General features: G+C 43.5%; 14 protein-coding genes and 2 tRNA genes. 8 read left to right on the top strand and 8 right to left on the bottom strand.

Annotated elements, in window-relative coordinates:
• Nucleotides 1-6: 6 nt before the first annotated feature.
• Complete coding sequence (locus tag FGL37_RS11505) at nt 7-1,623, bottom strand: RagB/SusD family nutrient uptake outer membrane protein (protein ID WP_081817909.1); 1,617 nt, start codon at nt 1,621-1,623, stop codon at nt 7-9.
• An 11-nt stretch (nt 1,624-1,634) separates the two neighbouring features.
• Nucleotides 1,635-4,580: a SusC/RagA family TonB-linked outer membrane protein gene (locus FGL37_RS11500; protein ID WP_138096796.1), complete on the bottom strand. Its 2,946-nt coding sequence runs from the start codon at nt 4,578-4,580 to the stop codon at nt 1,635-1,637.
• A gap of 241 nt (nt 4,581-4,821) precedes the next feature.
• On the opposite strand from FGL37_RS11500, the gene FGL37_RS11495 reads away from it, so the two are divergent.
• The 3 genes from FGL37_RS11495 to FGL37_RS11485 are packed head-to-tail and all read left to right on the top strand — an operon-like array spanning nt 4,822 to nt 7,280.
• Entirely contained in the window at nt 4,822-5,598 is a 777-nt protein-coding gene (locus FGL37_RS11495) for an ABC transporter ATP-binding protein (RefSeq protein WP_028070593.1), read from the top strand.
• Nucleotides 5,599-5,601: 3 nt separating this feature from the next.
• Entirely contained in the window at nt 5,602-6,594 is a 993-nt protein-coding gene (locus FGL37_RS11490) for a hypothetical protein (protein ID WP_028070594.1), read from the top strand.
• A gap of 26 nt (nt 6,595-6,620) precedes the next feature.
• Complete coding sequence (locus FGL37_RS11485; protein ID WP_028070595.1) at nt 6,621-7,280, top strand: hypothetical protein; 660 nt, start codon at nt 6,621-6,623, stop codon at nt 7,278-7,280.
• 175 nt (nt 7,281-7,455) lie between these two features.
• Here FGL37_RS11485 and FGL37_RS11480 read toward each other — a convergent pair.
• Nucleotides 7,456-7,529: transfer RNA gene (locus FGL37_RS11480), tRNA-Met, on the bottom strand.
• A 316-nt stretch (nt 7,530-7,845) separates the two neighbouring features.
• A tRNA-Met gene (locus tag FGL37_RS11475) sits at nt 7,846-7,919 on the bottom strand.
• A gap of 65 nt (nt 7,920-7,984) precedes the next feature.
• Between FGL37_RS11475 and FGL37_RS11470 the strand changes: the two genes are divergently transcribed.
• The 5 genes from FGL37_RS11470 to FGL37_RS11450 all read left to right on the top strand — a co-directional run bounded on the left by FGL37_RS11470 (nt 7,985) and on the right by FGL37_RS11450 (nt 13,424).
• The gene (locus tag FGL37_RS11470) at nt 7,985-8,362 is read left to right on the top strand and encodes an START-like domain-containing protein (RefSeq protein ID WP_028070596.1); all 378 of its coding nucleotides are present in this window, start codon (nt 7,985-7,987) and stop codon (nt 8,360-8,362) included.
• Nucleotides 8,363-8,463: 101 nt separating this feature from the next.
• Nucleotides 8,464-9,948, top strand: a complete 1,485-nt coding sequence (locus tag FGL37_RS11465; RefSeq protein WP_028070597.1) for an LptF/LptG family permease — start codon at nt 8,464-8,466, stop codon at nt 9,946-9,948.
• A 71-nt stretch (nt 9,949-10,019) separates the two neighbouring features.
• Nucleotides 10,020-11,234: a bifunctional 3,4-dihydroxy-2-butanone-4-phosphate synthase/GTP cyclohydrolase II gene (locus FGL37_RS11460; RefSeq protein ID WP_028070598.1), complete on the top strand. Its 1,215-nt coding sequence runs from the start codon at nt 10,020-10,022 to the stop codon at nt 11,232-11,234.
• A 281-nt stretch (nt 11,235-11,515) separates the two neighbouring features.
• Nucleotides 11,516-11,794 (top strand): thiol-disulfide oxidoreductase DCC family protein, encoded by a 279-nt coding sequence (locus tag FGL37_RS26100; protein WP_051607029.1) that lies wholly within the window; start codon nt 11,516-11,518, stop codon nt 11,792-11,794.
• Nucleotides 11,795-11,990: 196 nt separating this feature from the next.
• Nucleotides 11,991-13,424 (top strand): NAD-dependent succinate-semialdehyde dehydrogenase, encoded by a 1,434-nt coding sequence (locus FGL37_RS11450; RefSeq protein WP_037533678.1) that lies wholly within the window; start codon nt 11,991-11,993, stop codon nt 13,422-13,424.
• Between the two features lie 30 nt (nt 13,425-13,454).
• Here the strand turns inward: FGL37_RS11450 and FGL37_RS11445 are convergent, their stop codons facing one another.
• From FGL37_RS11445 to FGL37_RS11430, 4 genes are all read right to left on the bottom strand, one after another.
• On the bottom strand, nt 13,455-14,279 hold the full coding sequence (locus tag FGL37_RS11445; protein ID WP_028070600.1) for a proline and serine-rich protein 1 family protein: 825 nt from the start codon (nt 14,277-14,279) through the stop codon (nt 13,455-13,457).
• A 56-nt stretch (nt 14,280-14,335) separates the two neighbouring features.
• Nucleotides 14,336-14,896, bottom strand: coding sequence for a CopD family protein (locus FGL37_RS11440; RefSeq protein ID WP_028070601.1), 561 nt, complete (start codon nt 14,894-14,896; stop codon nt 14,336-14,338).
• Between the two features lie 164 nt (nt 14,897-15,060).
• Nucleotides 15,061-16,098: a uroporphyrinogen decarboxylase gene (gene hemE / locus FGL37_RS11435; protein WP_028070602.1), complete on the bottom strand. Its 1,038-nt coding sequence runs from the start codon at nt 16,096-16,098 to the stop codon at nt 15,061-15,063.
• A complete protein-coding gene (locus FGL37_RS11430; RefSeq protein WP_232048682.1) occupies nt 16,098-16,616 on the bottom strand; it encodes a hypothetical protein in 519 nt (172 codons plus the stop codon). Before FGL37_RS11430 ends, hemE begins: the two co-directional genes overlap by 1 nt.
• Nucleotides 16,617-16,621 lie beyond the last annotated feature (5 nt).

The raw sequence follows: 16,621 nt of genomic DNA, 5'->3' as shown, positions 1-16,621 counted from the left end.
CATACATCAATAGCCGGGATTTTGCTTCAGGTTCGGATTTTTATTTCTTTCGTCATTTGGAATAGGAAATAGTGTTCGTGACTGTGCATTCTCATGTGGACGATGGTTAAACCATGATTTTTTTTGGAAAACACCAAAACGTATAATGTCTTGACGCCTACGTGCTTCGGCCGCAAATTCCCATCCAAGTTCATCTAAAAAACGTCCGAATTTAATGTCTGCCCCACCATCTTCGCCTTTGACAGTTCCGTCCTTTTCCTGCCATCCGTAATTGTAAGTACTACCTTTTAACAGATCGCTTCCACGCACGGTAGCCTTCTCTGGTGTTGATTTAAAAGAACGCGTCCTTACTTCAGAAACCAACAACGCAGCTTCGTCCTCCCTCCCTATTCGCAACAGAGCCTCGGCTTTCATCATCAGCACATCCGCATATCGAAACATCGGATAATCATTATCCAAATTGCTGGTGGCACCTTTTTTTATCGCATATTTCCCAATTCTAAATCCAGCATTATCAGCTGCAATAGTACCATCACCGCCAATTCCCGGCACCTGTTTAACATAGTTAATTACCTCCGCTCCAGTTGTGGCATTGTACTGCCGCCCTTGTATCCAGCTGTCATAAAGACGTTGATCGTCGGGATCATAGGTATCAATAAACTGTGGTACTGCACAGTTGCCGCCCCAAGGTCCAGCAGACATACTATATACCAGGCGACTCAAGGGCGACAGCGTCTTCATATGCAATTGATTTCCATGGCCGTAAACTTCGTCATAGGGCACTGCGAAAATGATTTCGGGCGAACTCTCATTTACAGCCGAAAAGATGTTTTTATATTCATTATCGAGACGGAAAGCATTTGACTTGATAATGTCATCCGTTAGGGTTATCACCTTATTCCATTGTGCTATCCCTGTATACACTTCTGCGTTTAGATATATCTTGGCGAGCAATGTTTTCGCGGCCCAGACATTCATCCGTCCATACATTGGTGCTACGTCATGTGAAAGCAATGGAATAATTTCGTCGAGTTCTTTCACAACAAAATCATATACCTCTTTCCTTGTTTTTTGCTTCGGTAATGCAACATCTCTATAGTCCGTTACAATCGGGACATTGCCATGATTATCCAGCAATAAATAATAAGCTAGAGCTCGAGCGGCCCGCAACTCGGCTATTGCAGCTTTGCCGACGTCATCAGGCAGAGGAAGTGATTTTTCTTCTATCTGCATAATCACCATATTAGCTTTCGTAATGCTCGAATACGCCTGCTGCCATGTATTATAGGGCTGCCATTGGACAGCATTCCAAGTATGTTGGTGCATACGTCTGTATGTGCCTCCATCATCCCAGCCATTGGGACGCACCGGTGTAATAATATGGTCTGCTGATTCCTCCTGCAGGTCAAAATATCCCTGCCACCCAAACATCAACGACCGGAAAGATGCATAAACAGGAGACACAATAAACGGAAGATCACGTTCAGAAGGCTTAAAGTCTTTCTCCAATACCTCTGAAAACACCTCTTCATCCAACTTGGTACACGAATGGATAGACAAAAGTCCCAACACTCCCACACCACACAACAATGCGTTATATATAAATTTATATCCTCTTATCATGATAAACGTTTTTAAAATGTAACATTTAGACCCAATGTGAATGTACGGGTAGTAGGGTAACGGTCCCTATGTTCGATCCCCGGCGCGAAAGTAAAGTCACCCCGGTAACTCGTAGCTTCCGGATCTAAGCCTTTATAGCCGGTGATGGTCAATAAATTGAGTCCTGAGGCATATACACGAAATTTCTGAATCCCTTTTATAGCTTTTGGTTTAAAAGTATAGCCCAAGGTCACATTGTCCAGCTTCATAAAATCTGCATCCTCGATATAATGCGACACGTAAACGAGGTCATTTGCCAATGTCTTGCCGTATACAGGATCATAAGCCGTTTTGAGCGCATTGTATGCCTTATTTATTGGGTTTTCGTAATACATCCGTGACATATTAAGAACCTGATGACCGAATGCACCACGGAAGCTGAAACTAAAATCGATCTGTTTATACGTAAAATTATTATTCCAGCCGACATTTACATCCGGTATACCATTTCCATAATACTGCCGATCATCTAAGGTCGCTTCGCTAATAGGAATAGTTTTCCCTTCTTGGTTTTCAACAAGCCACTTACCATTGTCATCTACGCCAACCGTTTTCCAGACATAAAAATCGCCAACGGGCCGTCCTACTTCTACCCGGTGAGTGGACATCTGTATAGGTTCACCAGTATATCCGGCCTCAAAAAAAGGAACAGTAACGTCAAATTGTTTGTTAGAGAGATTGACCAGCTTATTTTTGTTTGTAGCTATCGTGACTCCGGTCTTCCATTTAAAACTTCCTTTACGCACTGCATCTACATTCACCAATGCCTCAAAACCCCTATTGCTCATCTCGCCGGCATTTAGCATCATACTCGGGTACAGATAGGGCGGTGATGGCACGTTAAACTGATATAACAAGTCTTTTACCTGACGAGTATAATAATCAAACGATCCATAAATACGATTATCGAAAAGACTGAAGTCCAGCCCTACATTGTATTCATTTTTTCTCTCCCAGCGCAAATCTGGATTGAAGTTACGCGTGGGAACAAAACCCGGTACCCATCGTCCATTGATATACGCGCCTTGTCCCCGCTCAAAGTTATAACTCGTCTGAGACATATAGGAAGCCGACGCGATAGTACCTGTAACCCCAAATCCTGCTCTTAATTTCAATTGATTGAGGGCCGTAATATCCTTCACGAAATCTTCTTTCGCAATATCCCAGCCCAAGGAGACTGCAGGAAAACTTCCCCATTTATTATTCGCACCGAAAGTTGATGAACCTTCCCTACGGATACTGGCCAATACCATATACTTTTCTTTGTAATTGTAGGACAAGCGTGCAAAAAAACCTATAAGCTTCCGATTTTCTTTATAACTCGTCATTTCAGCCAACCCCCGCTGAAGTGCCATGCCTGCTTCCAGCTTATTATATGTGTACTCATCTGTCGGAAAATCAAAATTGTATGCATAAAACTGGTCAAAAGTATCATCCTGCCAGCTATACCCGCCCAAAAGATCCACTTTGTGATGGTCGAAAGTAGCCGTATAATTGCCCGTAAGCTCCATGAGGTTCTGGACCGATGACCGTGTGTTGCGCGACGCAGTACCATTTAGGTTATTCTTAGTCGTGTTTACGTGATCAAAGCTCGTGGCATTTCCGGATAAATCGTTATTTTGCACACGTGACAACAACATTTTTAAGCTTAGCCCCTTAATAGGCCGGTAATCCACCGATCCGCTCAAACGAGTTTCCCGAAATATATTATCGTCAATGGTCTCGTAAATCATGCCCAACGGATTATCATAAAAGTATGCATCGCGTTCCTGCCATTTGCCATTCTCGTTATAAATGCGGTCTGTAGGATTCCGGATAATGGCCTGTCTCCACATATATGGTGATGATCCCCCATTATTGCTTTTACTATTACGGCTGATAAGCTGCACATTCGTCTTCAGCTTACCGTCAAACATATCATGGTTAAGATTGGTCCTGATATTCAGGCGCTCCTGGCCGCTTTTTAAGAACACTCCCTCCCAGTTCCGATAGTTGATTGATCCTGTAAAATTCGTACGCGAGTTTCCACCAAACAGGGAGATATTATGACTGTGACTTAGCGGATTACGAGTCACTTCATCCACCCAATTGGTTTCGCTGCCCAAATCCTGATAAGGTATTCCATCAGCGATAAGCCGACGATAATCAGCCGCCTCCATCATCTCTGGTTTCCTGAACAAGGTCTGCAAACTGGTATATCCGTTATATTCTATCGTTGTACGGCTTTCAGTAGCTCTATTGCGCCTGGTGGTCACCAAGATAACACCGGCCGTCGCCCGCGTCCCATAGATCGCTGCGGCCGAACCATCTTTTAGGACATCGACAGATTCAATGTCTTCGGGAGCCACCGTACTCAAATCGCCGGGAATACCATCAATAATCACCAACGGATCTTGCGATCCATTGATGGAGTTTAACCCGCGAAGGCTGACCTGGGTTGATTCACCGGGATCACCGCTCGGCGTACTGATCCGCAGCCCTGCAACCTTACCTTGAATTAACTGACCAACGTCCTTGACAGCTCCTTGTGTAAAATCTTCAGATTTTACACTTGCAATTGAACTGGTCACCTCACCTTTCTTCTGCGTACCATACCCCACAACCACTACCTCATTCAAGGCTTCGGAGGATGCCTCTAAACGGATATCAAGTGTCGTCTGTCCATTTAAAACGATCTGATAGGCTGCATACCCCAAAGAGGACACGCGGAGAACATCTCCTTTTTTGTACGAAAGGGAGAACCTGCCATCTGATCCTGATGAAGACTTTTCTTTTTTCCCCTCCAGTGATAAAGTAGCGCCCACAATAGCCTCACCTGTGGGAGCGGTCACACGACCTTTCAAAACCAAACTCTCCTGTGCCGGGAGGGTAAGGCTTACGCCCCATAGCAATAGAAGTAGCATAATGACTCTCTTCATAATTTGATTTATTAACAGTTTACAATGGAACTAAATTAGAAAAGTATAAGTGTCACAAATACATATATATTAACTAAATACAACTAGATTTTGACTCAAATACGGATTTTGCCAAGGACATTCGACCGATACGCATGATTTTAGGAAGCGGTTCAACCGGAAAGTATTCCTTCATTTTCGGCTGCAAAACGTGTACAAACTGTATATTTTTATGTAAGTTTACAGTGTAAGCTTTGAATATATGGAAAATCAGTCCCCGCTCATTCGTATCGTCGACCTCAAAAAATCGTATGGAAATAAGGAAATTCTGAAAGGCATCAATCTGAACATCTTCCCCGGCCAGGTCATTGGTTACATCGGACCGAATGGTGCGGGAAAATCCACGACGGTAAAAATATTAACTGGCCTGATCGACGATTTTTCGGGTACGGTAGAGATCAATAGCATCAATATCCGAGACAACGCACTCTCCATAAAAGCTCAACTCGGATATGTTCCCGAAAATGCGGAACTGTATGATGTACTGACTCCTATGGAGTACTTGGATTTTGTAGGAAAACTATATGGTATGGATGACAAGATCCTGCAGGATCGCTCTACAAAATTATTGGCGGCGTTTGGCCTGGAGGCCAATGCCACCAGCAGAATGGATACCTTCTCCAAAGGAATGCGTCAGAAAGTGCTGCTCATTTCCGGTATTATCCATAATCCCCAGATTATTATTCTCGATGAGCCGCTGTCGGGACTGGACGCAAATGCGGTTATTTTCGTGAAAGAGCTGATCGCATTGCTGGCAAAGGAGGGTAAAACCATTTTCTACTGCTCCCATATGATGGACGTTGTCGAAAAGGTGTCGGACCGGATCCTGCTGATCAACCAAGGTAGTATCATTGCTGACGGCACGATATCAGAATTGAAAACTAATCCGGATGAATCATTAGAACACATATTTTCAAAACTAACCCATCATACTGGCACCGCACTGGATGCCTCACACATCATCTCTGCTATCCAATAATCCATGGAAAGATTTATCTTAGCATTCCTGCTTTTATTTCGAGGCTTCTGGGAACGTTTAGGCGTCAATTTCGAACAATTTACAGCCATACTCAAAACGAAAACGACACTGGAAAACAGAAAGCCGCTCACTTTCAAGAAACGGAATACCGGTAGTTCATCCTCATCGGCATCCATCGTTCAATTTATCATGTATCTAATATTCGGCCTGCTTTTTTTGGCCATTATTATTCTGATTCCGGACAGATATCTGGCTGTTTCCATCATGTTGCTCTGTTTTACCAGCATGCTCAGCATCACGTTGGTCTCAGATTTTTCACCGATACTACTGGACACACGGGATCAGTACATCATTATGCCCAAACCCGTCAATGACCGCACCATCACCTTATCCAGAATCACCTTTATCGCGATCAAGCTATTCAACCAGGTCATCGCGCTATCTCTGCCCCTGCTGGTTTATGTTTTATTCAGCTGGGAGATTATCGCCGTGTTGCTACTGTGTTTGCAGCTTATCCTAAGTACTCTTGTGTCATTGGTGTTTGTCAATGGCTTTTATCTGATCAGTATAAAATACCTGCCCATCCAAAAATTCAAGGATCTCATTAGTTATATACAGATCGGACTCTCCCTACTTATATTTTTATCGTACTATATCGGTCCTAACTTGATCCGGACGATCGTGGAATCCCAGGTGACGATTGAGCAGCTGAAATTTCTCTGGCTATTTCCAAGTACCTGGATCGCCTCTTTTCAGTCTTTAGTCCTGGGCAACTTTACACCACTCAACATAGTGTTGTCTGTGCTGGGCCTTGCTGTCCCCTTTCTGGGGATCTACGCCTATACCCGGCTATTCTCCGAAGGTTTTAATGCCAAAATAGCGGCGCTGGCCAGTGCTGATGCCGTTCCGACCGAAACTTTGAGCGTAGCCTTGCAAAACAGCACTAAACGCCCCTCTATAAAAAAATTGCTGCACGAGTTTGCTCCACACCGCTAGAGGAAGCCGGATTCAGTATTGTATGGTTGATAAGTTCGAAAACCCGGGAGTTTAAGCAACAGCTGTATCCTTCTTTAGCGTATCTCCCAATTTACTTCATATTCCTGTTTCTACGCACCGGAGAAGATCTATCACTCAACGAAAAGCTGAATAAAATGGCCGAATCGGGTCTCTATATTATCATGTTCTACCTTTCGCTGCTAACTATCTTAACTGTTTTTCACTTGATTACACAAAGTAATAAATACAAAGCGGCCTGGATATATTATGTCTCGCCGATCAGCCGCCCCGGACAGCTGATGAGCGGTGTATTAAAAGCGTGCCTTATTAAATATGTTCTCCCATTCAACATTCTATTTATTTGCATTTGCATTCCTTTGTTTGGGCTCAGCGCGATCAATGATTTACTGCTTTCGGCCGCAGTCGGCGGTATTGAAAGTATCCTCATCATGCTTTTCCTTGTCAAAAACTATCCTTTCTCCAAAGCGAGCCAGTCCAACTCCAAAGCATTGGTCAACCTGTTTATCCTGGGCTTTCTAGGCCTTCTCGGCTATCTGCATCAAGTGATTTTTCGGCACGAGCTATTGATCTGGGGCCTCACCGCCGCGGGCTGGACCTTATTCTTTATTATGCTAAAATACCTGAAAAAAGAGGACTGGAAAAGCTTGGCTTACGACGATAATTGACAACCAACACAGAAAAAGGTTAAAAGATCACCGACTATGCATTTTGGCCCGAAAGTAGAATGCAACAAAAAATGGGCTGCTAAAAGATTCCCTGTTGTTCTGCAAGGGTAACAACTATATAAATAAAAAAGAGGAATATCAGAATCCATTCTTGATTTTCCTCTTTGTTTTTTCGTAGCGGGGAGCAGGATCGAACTGCCGACCTCAGGGTTATGAATCCTGCGCTCTAACCATCTGAGCTACCCCGCCGTTTCGGTATGCAAATATACCACTTCACCTGTCAATTCAAAAGATTTTTTTATTTTTTTTCGGCAGTTTACGTACATAAAAAGCGACATGATCCACAACAAACTCATTTATAACGAAGTAAAATGACACCCGTAAAAATAAGCAATAGGCGTCCGCTCGTACCAATTAAATGGGGGTAGATGGCTTCGTTTTGAAAATGAAATTTTTGAGAAAAATGGCCGCAACTTTTCACAAAAAAACTTGCAATAACAAAATAAATATGTATTATTACAAATAATACGCTGCGTGAACAAAAAGTAATTTGGGAAGGGATTTGTAGCGGGGAGCAGAATCGAACTGCCGACCTTTGGGTTATGAATCCAACGCTCTAACCATCTGAGCTACCCCGCCATTTTTGGGAATGCAAATATAGCTTATTTTTGGAGTAAACAAACTAAAATTAAAAAAACATTTTTATGGCAGATAAAATAAAATTCCAACTAGAATATATCATCAACTCTTCACCTAGAATTTTATTTCCGTATTTGCAAGAACCAAACGAATTGGCACAATGGTTTGCAGATGATGTAAACTATAAAGACACTGTATATACCTTCATTTGGGACGATGAACCACATCGTGCAAAAATCGTAGCATCGAAAGAAAACAAATCGGTACGGTTTAAATGGCTCGATGATGACCCCTATTATTTCGATCTTGAGATCGATCAGGATGAGCTGACCAATGATGTCGCACTTAAAATCACGGACTTTGCGAAAGAAGAAGATTTAGAAAACAGAAAATTAATCTGGAAAAATTCAATAGTCTATCTTCAAAGTGTTATAGGTGCTTAAAAAAGCCTATCTTTGCAATATGTTTTCGCCAGGGAGTCTCAAAGAGATCCCGGGATGAAAGATGCTTTAATGTAAGAGCATCACTTTGCTTAGGGTCACGGATGAAAAAGGTTCATTTACTAATTCTTCAAGCTTTCATTAAACCATTTATCGTCACATTCTTTATTGTGATGTTTGTGTTGTTGATGCTCTTCCTTTTCAAATACATCGATGATTTGATCGGAAAAGGCTTTGAATGGTATACGATTATGGAGCTGATCGGCTATCAATGTATCGTTCAGATTCAAATGGCGATGCCGCTTTCCATGCTGTTATCTTCCATCATGACCTTTGGTAATCTAGGTGAAAGCTATGAATTGGTGGCGATCAAAGCTGCGGGGGTCTCCCTGAGAAAAGCAATGACTCCCTTATTCATACTTGTTGGTATTTTTGCAGCAAGTTCTTTTCTCTTTTCCGATTACATTTTGCCAGTGGTTAACCTGAAAATGGGGACACTATTGACCGATGTCAGAAACAAGAAGGCCGACTTTCTGATCAAACCGGGTATCTTCAACAATACGATTCCGGGATATTCGATTCGGGCTAGAGGTAAAAATAAAGAAGGAACGATTCTGTATGACCTGATGATATACGATCATCGGGGCGGCAATACCGCCAACAACGTACTGATGGCCAAAGAGGGGTACATCTACAACTCTCCCGACAATAGCTACATGATCCTTAAATTGAAGGATGGTATACGTTACGAAGAGTCGCGGACGCAAAATTCGAAAACCTACGACCCACGGCAGCAGTTCACGCGGTTTAAGTTTAAGGAGACCGAGCAAAAGTTTGACATGGAGAGCTTCAAAGGAGGTAAAACCGACGAAAACCTATTTAAAAGCCACCATGCGATGCTGAACCTTAGACAGCTGGATATGTATATTGACTCCAATCATGTCAAGATTGATAGTATGGGTAAAGCCATAACCAGAACTTTAGATACACGCTATAATATTTATTCGAAATATTTCAGCTTAAACCAGCCTGGACAGCCTAAGGTGAAAGAAGCCAAAATCAAACCTTATAAGGACCTGTTAAAAGATCTTGTTCCTGCTGAACAGCGCACACAAATTACCATGAACGCATTGAGCCAGCTCAATTATCTCAAGGAAGACCTCAATAGCCGGACGCTGGAGTTTAAAGATTATAAAACCAAAGATATTCGCTATCGTATCGAGTGGCACCGCAAGTTTACGCTGGCCGTCTCCTGTCTCCTGCTGTTTGCCATTGGCGCACCACTGGGAGCAATCATAAGAAAAGGAGGGCTCGGACTACCGGTTGTCATGGCGATTATTTTCTTCTTAATCTATCATATTATCTCCACTGTAGCTGAAAAAACCGCCAAAGACGGCGCAATCTCTTCCTTTGTGGGCATGTGGATGGCCATTATAGTATTAACCCCATTAGCCGCGTTTCTCACCTATAAATCCACAACGGACTCCGCCCTGTTTGATATCGAACAGTACAAGTTGAAAGCTGAAGCAGCCTGGAAATGGGTCAAAGAAAAATTAGGAAAAAAGAATAAATTAAAAGCCTCACACTAGATTGTGACAGGGCTATTATAAATAAAATCAGATTCTACACTAACTTTGTATCAATTACAATATAACAATAAATGGAATTCAAATTAAACACGATCGAAGAAGCGATCGCTGATATACAAGCAGGAAAAGTAGTTATCGTCGTGGATGACGAAGATCGTGAAAATGAAGGTGATTTTGTCACCGCAGCCCGCAATGCTACTCCCGAAATTATCAACTTTATGGCAACTCATGGGCGCGGCTTGGTCTGTGCTCCGATTACCAAAGACAGAGCGGATGCCTTGCATCTTGACCTTATGGTAGGTCAAAATACCGCCGTGTATGAGACCAATTTTACCGTCTCTGTTGATCTGCAGGGCTATGGCTGTACGACTGGTATCTCTGCTTCCGACCGTTCCAAGACCATAAAAGCACTGATTGATCCGAATATTCACTACGAGGAACTGGGCAGACCGGGACACATCTTTCCGCTTATCGCTAAAGACGGCGGGGTCCTCCGTCGCACTGGACACACCGAGGCGACAGTAGACCTAGCCCGCTTGGCGGGTTTCGAACCTGCAGGGGTATTGGTCGAAATTCTGAAAGAAGATGGTGAAATGGCCCGGCTCCCCGAATTAATGGAAGTGGCCAAAAAATTTGACCTAAAAATCATTAGCATTGAAGACCTAATCGAGTACCGTCTAAAACACGATTCTTTGATTAATGAGGAAGTTACCGTTAACATGCCGACACAATATGGAGATTTCAAAATGAAGGCCTTTACGCAAAAGGATACCGGCGAACAGCACCTAGCCTTGTATAAGGGTGAATGGAGCGAAGATGAGCCCATCCTTGTACGGGTACATAGCTCATGTGTAACGGGTGACATTTTTGGTTCTTGCCGCTGTGACTGTGGTCCTCAGCTTCACAAAGCCATGGAGATGATCCAGCAAGAAGGAAAAGGTGTCGTTGTCTATATGAACCAGGAAGGCCGCGGCATTGGCCTGATCAATAAGTTACATGCTTATAAACTTCAGGAAAACGGCATAGATACCGTGGATGCCAATGTGCAGCTTGGATTTAAAGCCGACTTAAGAGACTATGGCGTAGGCGCACAGATCCTGAGAAGTCTTGGCGTTACCAAAATGCGGTTGATGTCCAATAATCCGACAAAAAGAGCCGGACTGATCGGCTATGGGCTGGAAATCGTAGAAAATGTTCCCATTGAAATAGAGGCCAATCCCTATAACGAAGAATATCTGAAAACAAAGAGGGACCGCATGGGACATACGATCATGAAAAACCTATAAAATTCCCATTTATTACATATATCTAAGTGGAGTGTTCAGATGAACACTCCACTTTCTTTTGAGCATGCGACGTATTGATTTTTGTTTTTCCTGAACGCATCCATGGATTCCCTCCCTTCGCGTATCAGCCAGAAAAAACTTTTCGTGTTTTTCGTTTTTGTTGGCGCTCAGACTCCATTCCGGTACTGCGAGATACTTAGTGTGCGAAGACCATAAGGAGGTTAGGATTTGTGATGTTATCATGGCAGTATTTTAGTGAAATAGCACTAACTTTATTGTGAATGGAAACCTTAGGGAAATATATTATCTTTTTTGATGGAGATTGCTTAATCTGCAACCGTTTTGTTCAGATGCTATTAAAAATAGACCGGAAAAATAAATTTCATTTTAGCTCGCTTCAATCTGACTTCGCCCTGGACCGCTTAATATCTTTGCCAAAAAACACCGATTCTATTGTGTATTTGTCTCCGAGAGGGCTTTACATAAAGAGTGAGGCGATATTGAATATCTGTAAAGATTTAAGTTTCCCCTATCGCCAAAAATCGTTACCGTTGGTTTAGCCGAAATAAACAATGTGCTCTTCTGAATGAAAAACAACGGAAAAAATTTATCTGAACAGCCGCTGGGTTACACGCCGGCGAAAACAATAGGTCCATGCTTATTGTTTCCAAAATACTGGGACGCCAGCTCCTACGCGAAGGGTAGTATCAGGTACAGCTCGTCGAACATATGAAAAATAATTAAATAACTAGCATAATGAAAAATCCACTTCTAATAGATAAAGCTTATATAAACGGTAAATTCGTTACTTCAAAGCAGACATTTGATGTCATCAATCCAGCGACAGGCAAGACAATTGCAGCTTTGCCCGACCTGAATATTTCAGATTGTACAAAAGCTATACAGGCAGCTCATTCGGCATGGGAAAGCTGGAAGAACAGCACAGCAACAGAACGGTCGGTCATTGTCCGCAATTGGTATAACCTTATACAACAGCACAAAGAGTCACTTGCTGAAATTATGACGTTGGAGAGTGGCAAGCCGCTAGCCGAATCCAGGGTAGAAGTCGATTATGGGAGCTCCTTTGTCGAATGGTTTGCCGAAGAAGGGAAGCGGGCTTATGGCGAGACCATACCCAGCCATAAAAAAGGTTCGCGGATGATGACCATCCAGCAAGGCGTCGGTGTCGTTGCAGCAATCACCCCCTGGAATTTTCCGCTGGCAATGATCACCAGAAAGGTTGCGCCGGCTTTGGCCGCAGGGTGCAGTGTGGTGCTTAAACCCGCATCACAAACACCGCTATCCGCCATTGCACTTGCCAAGCTGGCCGAAGATGCAGGCCTGCCCAAAGGGCTTTTCAATGTAATTACCGGAAAAGATAGCGCAGGCATAGGAAAAGAACTGGCGACGAATGATCTGGTGCGTAAGCTCTCGTTCACAGGTTCTACAGAAGTTGGCAAAACGCTGATGGAACAGTCCGCCTCAAATATTAAAAAGGTATCCATGGAACTAGGTGGCAACGCCCCTTTTTTAGTTTTTAATGATGCAGATATAGACAATGCTGTCGAAGGTGCGATCGCCGGCAAGTTCCGCAATTCGGGGCAGACCTGCGTATCGATTAATAGATTCCTTGTTCAGGAGGACATATATGAGGCATTTTCCAGAAAGCTTGCCCATGCAGTCAGCAGACTAAAAGTAGGCAACGGGCTCGACAAAGGGGTACAAGTAGGCCCCCTGATCAATGCCAAGGGATTGGAGAAGGTACAACATCATGTGCACGACGCTCTTAGCCGTGGAGCTGACCTGCTTACAGGTGGAAAAGCGATCAAAGGCCTCTTTTTCGAACCGACCGTGCTGACCAATATTCCCAGAGAAGCGCTTATATTCCGTGAGGAAACCTTTGGCCCAGTCTGTGCACTTTTCAGTTTCAGAACCGAGGAAGAGGGTATCACCATGGCCAATAACACCGAATTTGGACTAGCTTCTTACTTCTACAGTAGCAATGTCAATCGCTGCTTTCGGGTTGCAGAACAACTCGAAGCAGGTATGGTAGGGGTCAATACGGGGCTGATTTCAAATGCTGCAGCGCCATTTGGCGGAGTAAAACAGTCCGGCATTGGCCGGGAAGGATCCAAACATGGCCTCGACGAATATATGGAACTCAAATACATCTGTTTTGGCGGGGAATAGGAGGTGGAGTGAAGGCCTTCAGCCTCCTTTTTATTTTTCCCTACTACTTAAAAATGCAGTTAGTTTATCGCGGGTCGATGTAAAAGATAAAGCATCGCCTACCTGATTATAATTCTGTTTGTCTATGCAGCTTGGATATGCATATTTGGCGAAGGCCAGCTTATTGTCGTCGCGGATAAACAGTTCCATTAAATCCATGATTTCGGCCGTACGCAGCCGCATTGTTTTCAGTTCCTCTGCTGCGACCTGCAACCGGCCTTCATCATTCTCCTTTTGGTTCAGTAGGTCATTCAACCGGTTCGCGTTATTTTTCTCGATATAGCTGCCTTCCAAAGGCTCATCTGCTTCCTCCCGTTCATCTATTTCATTATTCTCTCTTTGCTGATCGCCATAACCCTCCCCCGTTTCAGATCGACGATATTGCTCCTCCCGCTGTCGTCCCTCATCGTAACGATCCCCGCCCTCATACCTATAGTCTCTAGAATTGCTGTTATACCGGCCAGCCGGATTCATGGATTCCAGAACAATACCGCTATTCCCACGGCGGCTACTCACCGAAAAAACGACGTCCATATACTGTCCATCGCGGCTCACGAGTTGCACACCGCTCCCGTTCAGGGCCCTGCGCCGGCTATCTGCGAATACTATACGCAAGTCATATCTCGGATTCCTCAGGTTAGCAACACGGATATCCGTTGACGGCCGGCTATTATACAAAACATGATTGATGTAAAGAAAAAAGGGAACATCGATTGAATAGATAGACAAACTCCCACCATAAGGTCTGTAACGTTGCGCAAATACGCCTGTTGCTAAAACAAGCAACAGCACGATAGTCAAAAATCTCTTGAACATAATTTTCGTCAATTTCTAATCTTCGACTATAACCAATGGAAAAGGATTAAGAAAGACTATGAATTTAACGTTCTTTTGGAACTATTTTTATTGCGGAATTTCTTGTAAAGTTTAACCGCCATCATCAGCGAGATAGACAAAATTAAAAGACCAAGGACACCGAAAATCCAATTCAGTGCAGACTTGAGCACCACCGTAAATACAATGGCAAATAATAGCACAGTTGCCAGTTCATTCCAGAGACGCAATTTGGTCGAAGACCAGCTGCACATTTCACATTTCAGCTGAAACATAATACGCTGGCATGCAAAATGATAAAGGATAAGTCCCAATACAAAAGTAAGTTTAACGTGCATCCACCCCATGCCGAGCAGGCCCGGATTGATATAAAGCATAACCAATGCAGCCAAAATCGTTAGATACATCGCTGGAGTCGTGATGATCCACCATAGTTTAGCTTCCATCACTGTAAATTGTTTATGTAGGATTTCATACTCTGCCACAGATTTGGACTTTGCCTCCGTGTGGTAAATAAACAGGCGGACCATATAAAACAATCCAGCCATCCAGCAAACGACAAAGATAATATGAACTGCTTTTGCATATAAATAGACCATAGCACAAAAGTACGAAAAGTTGACTGGAATTGGCTAGTTTGGGTGCCTATTGATTAAACTCTTACACTGATAATACAATGGCCTTAGACCGACCTTGCCAGCGCGGATAGCGTAAAAAAAAGGCCTGCCTAAGCAAGCCTATTCTATTCGGATGAATGAAAGAATTAATACCTAAATTCTTTTACTACTTCAATAGCGTATTTGACATGGTCAAAAGGAATATCGGGCATGATGCCATGTCCCAGATTAAAGATGAAGCCATTCTCACCCCTCATACGTTCAAATAATTCGATAATTTTCTTCTTGATCACAGGTTTGTCAGCATAAAGAACAAAAGGATCTAAATTACCCTGAACAGCGATGCCCTGAGGTAAAGACTGCTTTACATTTTTAAGGTCAGCATTCCAGTCTATCGAGACCACATCAGGCTGAGCCTCCACCATCATCGGCGCAAACACCGACGATCCCTTACAGAAGGAGATCACCGGAATATCCTTTCGGTTCAATTTGGAAAGAATCTGTTTGTTATAAGCATGCGAAAAATCACGGTAGTCGTTCCAGGATAAGGCCAGCGCCCAGCTATCGAATAACTGAATCGCATTTACACCTGCGGCAATCTGCATATTTAGATAGTCCACCGTCACATCCGCAATCTTTTGCAGAATCAGATGAGCGAGCTCCGGCTGATTGTTCAGCATCAATTTTGTCAGTTTGAAATCTTTAGAAGAACCGCCCTCCACTAAATAGCTCAATATGGTAAATGGAGCACCCGCAAATCCAATCAATGGAATACGGCCATCCAAGCGCTGCTGTATCACCTTAATGGCGTCAGCGACATATTGCAATCGATCCAAGCAGTCGATAGATAACGCTTCGGCATCTTTTACAGAACGAACCGGATTAGCGAAACGTGGACCTACGCCTTGTTCAAAAGATAGATCTCCGCCCATTGCTTCGGCAGTGACCAAAATATCTGAAAACAAGATTGCGGCATCAATTCCCAGCAGATCCACCGGCAACATGGTGACATCTGCGGCAATCTCTGGAGTTTTGCACATTTCAAGGAAAGAATACTTATTTTTGATATCCCAATATTCCTTCATAAAGCGTCCCGCCTGACGCATCATCCACACAGGAGGTCTCTCCGTTTGCTGCGAGAATGCAGCTCTAATCAATAAGTCGTTTTGTAAAGTAGTACTCACTATAAATGTTTTGATATTTCGTTTTCTATTTTTTTAACAATGTTGGTCTGCCTGGCTGTAAGATGCAACTTGCTGGCCACATCTGTATACGCCTTTGCCCGCGCATAGTCCAATTTGCGGAGAGCAATATTCGCCAAATTGATCATGACCATCCCCTTTTCATTGTCCTTTTTCCACGGCAGGCGGGAGGCCAATTGAAAATGGTATTCTGCCTCATCAATACGGTCTTCCTTCAGGGCAATATTTCCCATCATGAATTCATAAAAGTTACGACGCCCTTTACGCAGTGTATCCGGATTTTTAATTTCGGACAGGAGGCTCTTCGTTTTTTCATAATCCTGCCGATGGAAAGCCTGAGTCGCCAGAAAAACAGACCCCTCCCTAAAATGGCTCCAGATCAGATAGCCAATGCCTCCAGCAATTAACACCGAGGTCTGATAATGACCTTGGTACAACCCGTAGCCCAAAAGTAAAGCAGCGATAAAAATAACGGCTATTCTAGCCTTAATTGTCATCATCTTTC

It is taken from the genome of Sphingobacterium thalpophilum, assembly GCF_901482695.1.
In the GTDB taxonomy this organism is placed as follows: domain Bacteria; phylum Bacteroidota; class Bacteroidia; order Sphingobacteriales; family Sphingobacteriaceae; genus Sphingobacterium; species Sphingobacterium thalpophilum.
Note: the sequence above shows the minus strand (reverse complement) of the source record. Positions and strands in the feature narration are given on the sequence as shown.

Excerpts from the sequence above, each read along its gene's own strand:
- FGL37_RS11505 (WP_081817909.1), bottom strand. The coding sequence starts at position 1,623 with ATGATAAGAGGATATAAATTTATATATAACGCATTGTTGTGTGGTGTG.
- FGL37_RS11500 (WP_138096796.1), bottom strand. The coding sequence starts at position 4,580 with ATGAAGAGAGTCATTATGCTACTTCTATTGCTATGGGGCGTAAGCCTT.
- FGL37_RS11495 (WP_028070593.1), top strand. The coding sequence starts at position 4,822 with ATGGAAAATCAGTCCCCGCTCATTCGTATCGTCGACCTCAAAAAATCG.
- FGL37_RS11490 (WP_028070594.1), top strand. The coding sequence starts at position 5,602 with ATGGAAAGATTTATCTTAGCATTCCTGCTTTTATTTCGAGGCTTCTGG.
- FGL37_RS11470 (WP_028070596.1), top strand. The coding sequence starts at position 7,985 with ATGGCAGATAAAATAAAATTCCAACTAGAATATATCATCAACTCTTCA.
- FGL37_RS11465 (WP_028070597.1), top strand. The coding sequence starts at position 8,464 with ATGAAAAAGGTTCATTTACTAATTCTTCAAGCTTTCATTAAACCATTT.
- FGL37_RS11460 (WP_028070598.1), top strand. The coding sequence starts at position 10,020 with ATGGAATTCAAATTAAACACGATCGAAGAAGCGATCGCTGATATACAA.
- FGL37_RS26100 (WP_051607029.1), top strand. The coding sequence starts at position 11,516 with ATGGAAACCTTAGGGAAATATATTATCTTTTTTGATGGAGATTGCTTA.
- FGL37_RS11450 (WP_037533678.1), top strand. The coding sequence starts at position 11,991 with ATGAAAAATCCACTTCTAATAGATAAAGCTTATATAAACGGTAAATTC.
- FGL37_RS11445 (WP_028070600.1), bottom strand. The coding sequence starts at position 14,279 with ATGTTCAAGAGATTTTTGACTATCGTGCTGTTGCTTGTTTTAGCAACA.
- FGL37_RS11440 (WP_028070601.1), bottom strand. The coding sequence starts at position 14,896 with ATGGTCTATTTATATGCAAAAGCAGTTCATATTATCTTTGTCGTTTGC.
- FGL37_RS11430 (WP_232048682.1), bottom strand. The coding sequence starts at position 16,616 with ATGATGACAATTAAGGCTAGAATAGCCGTTATTTTTATCGCTGCTTTA.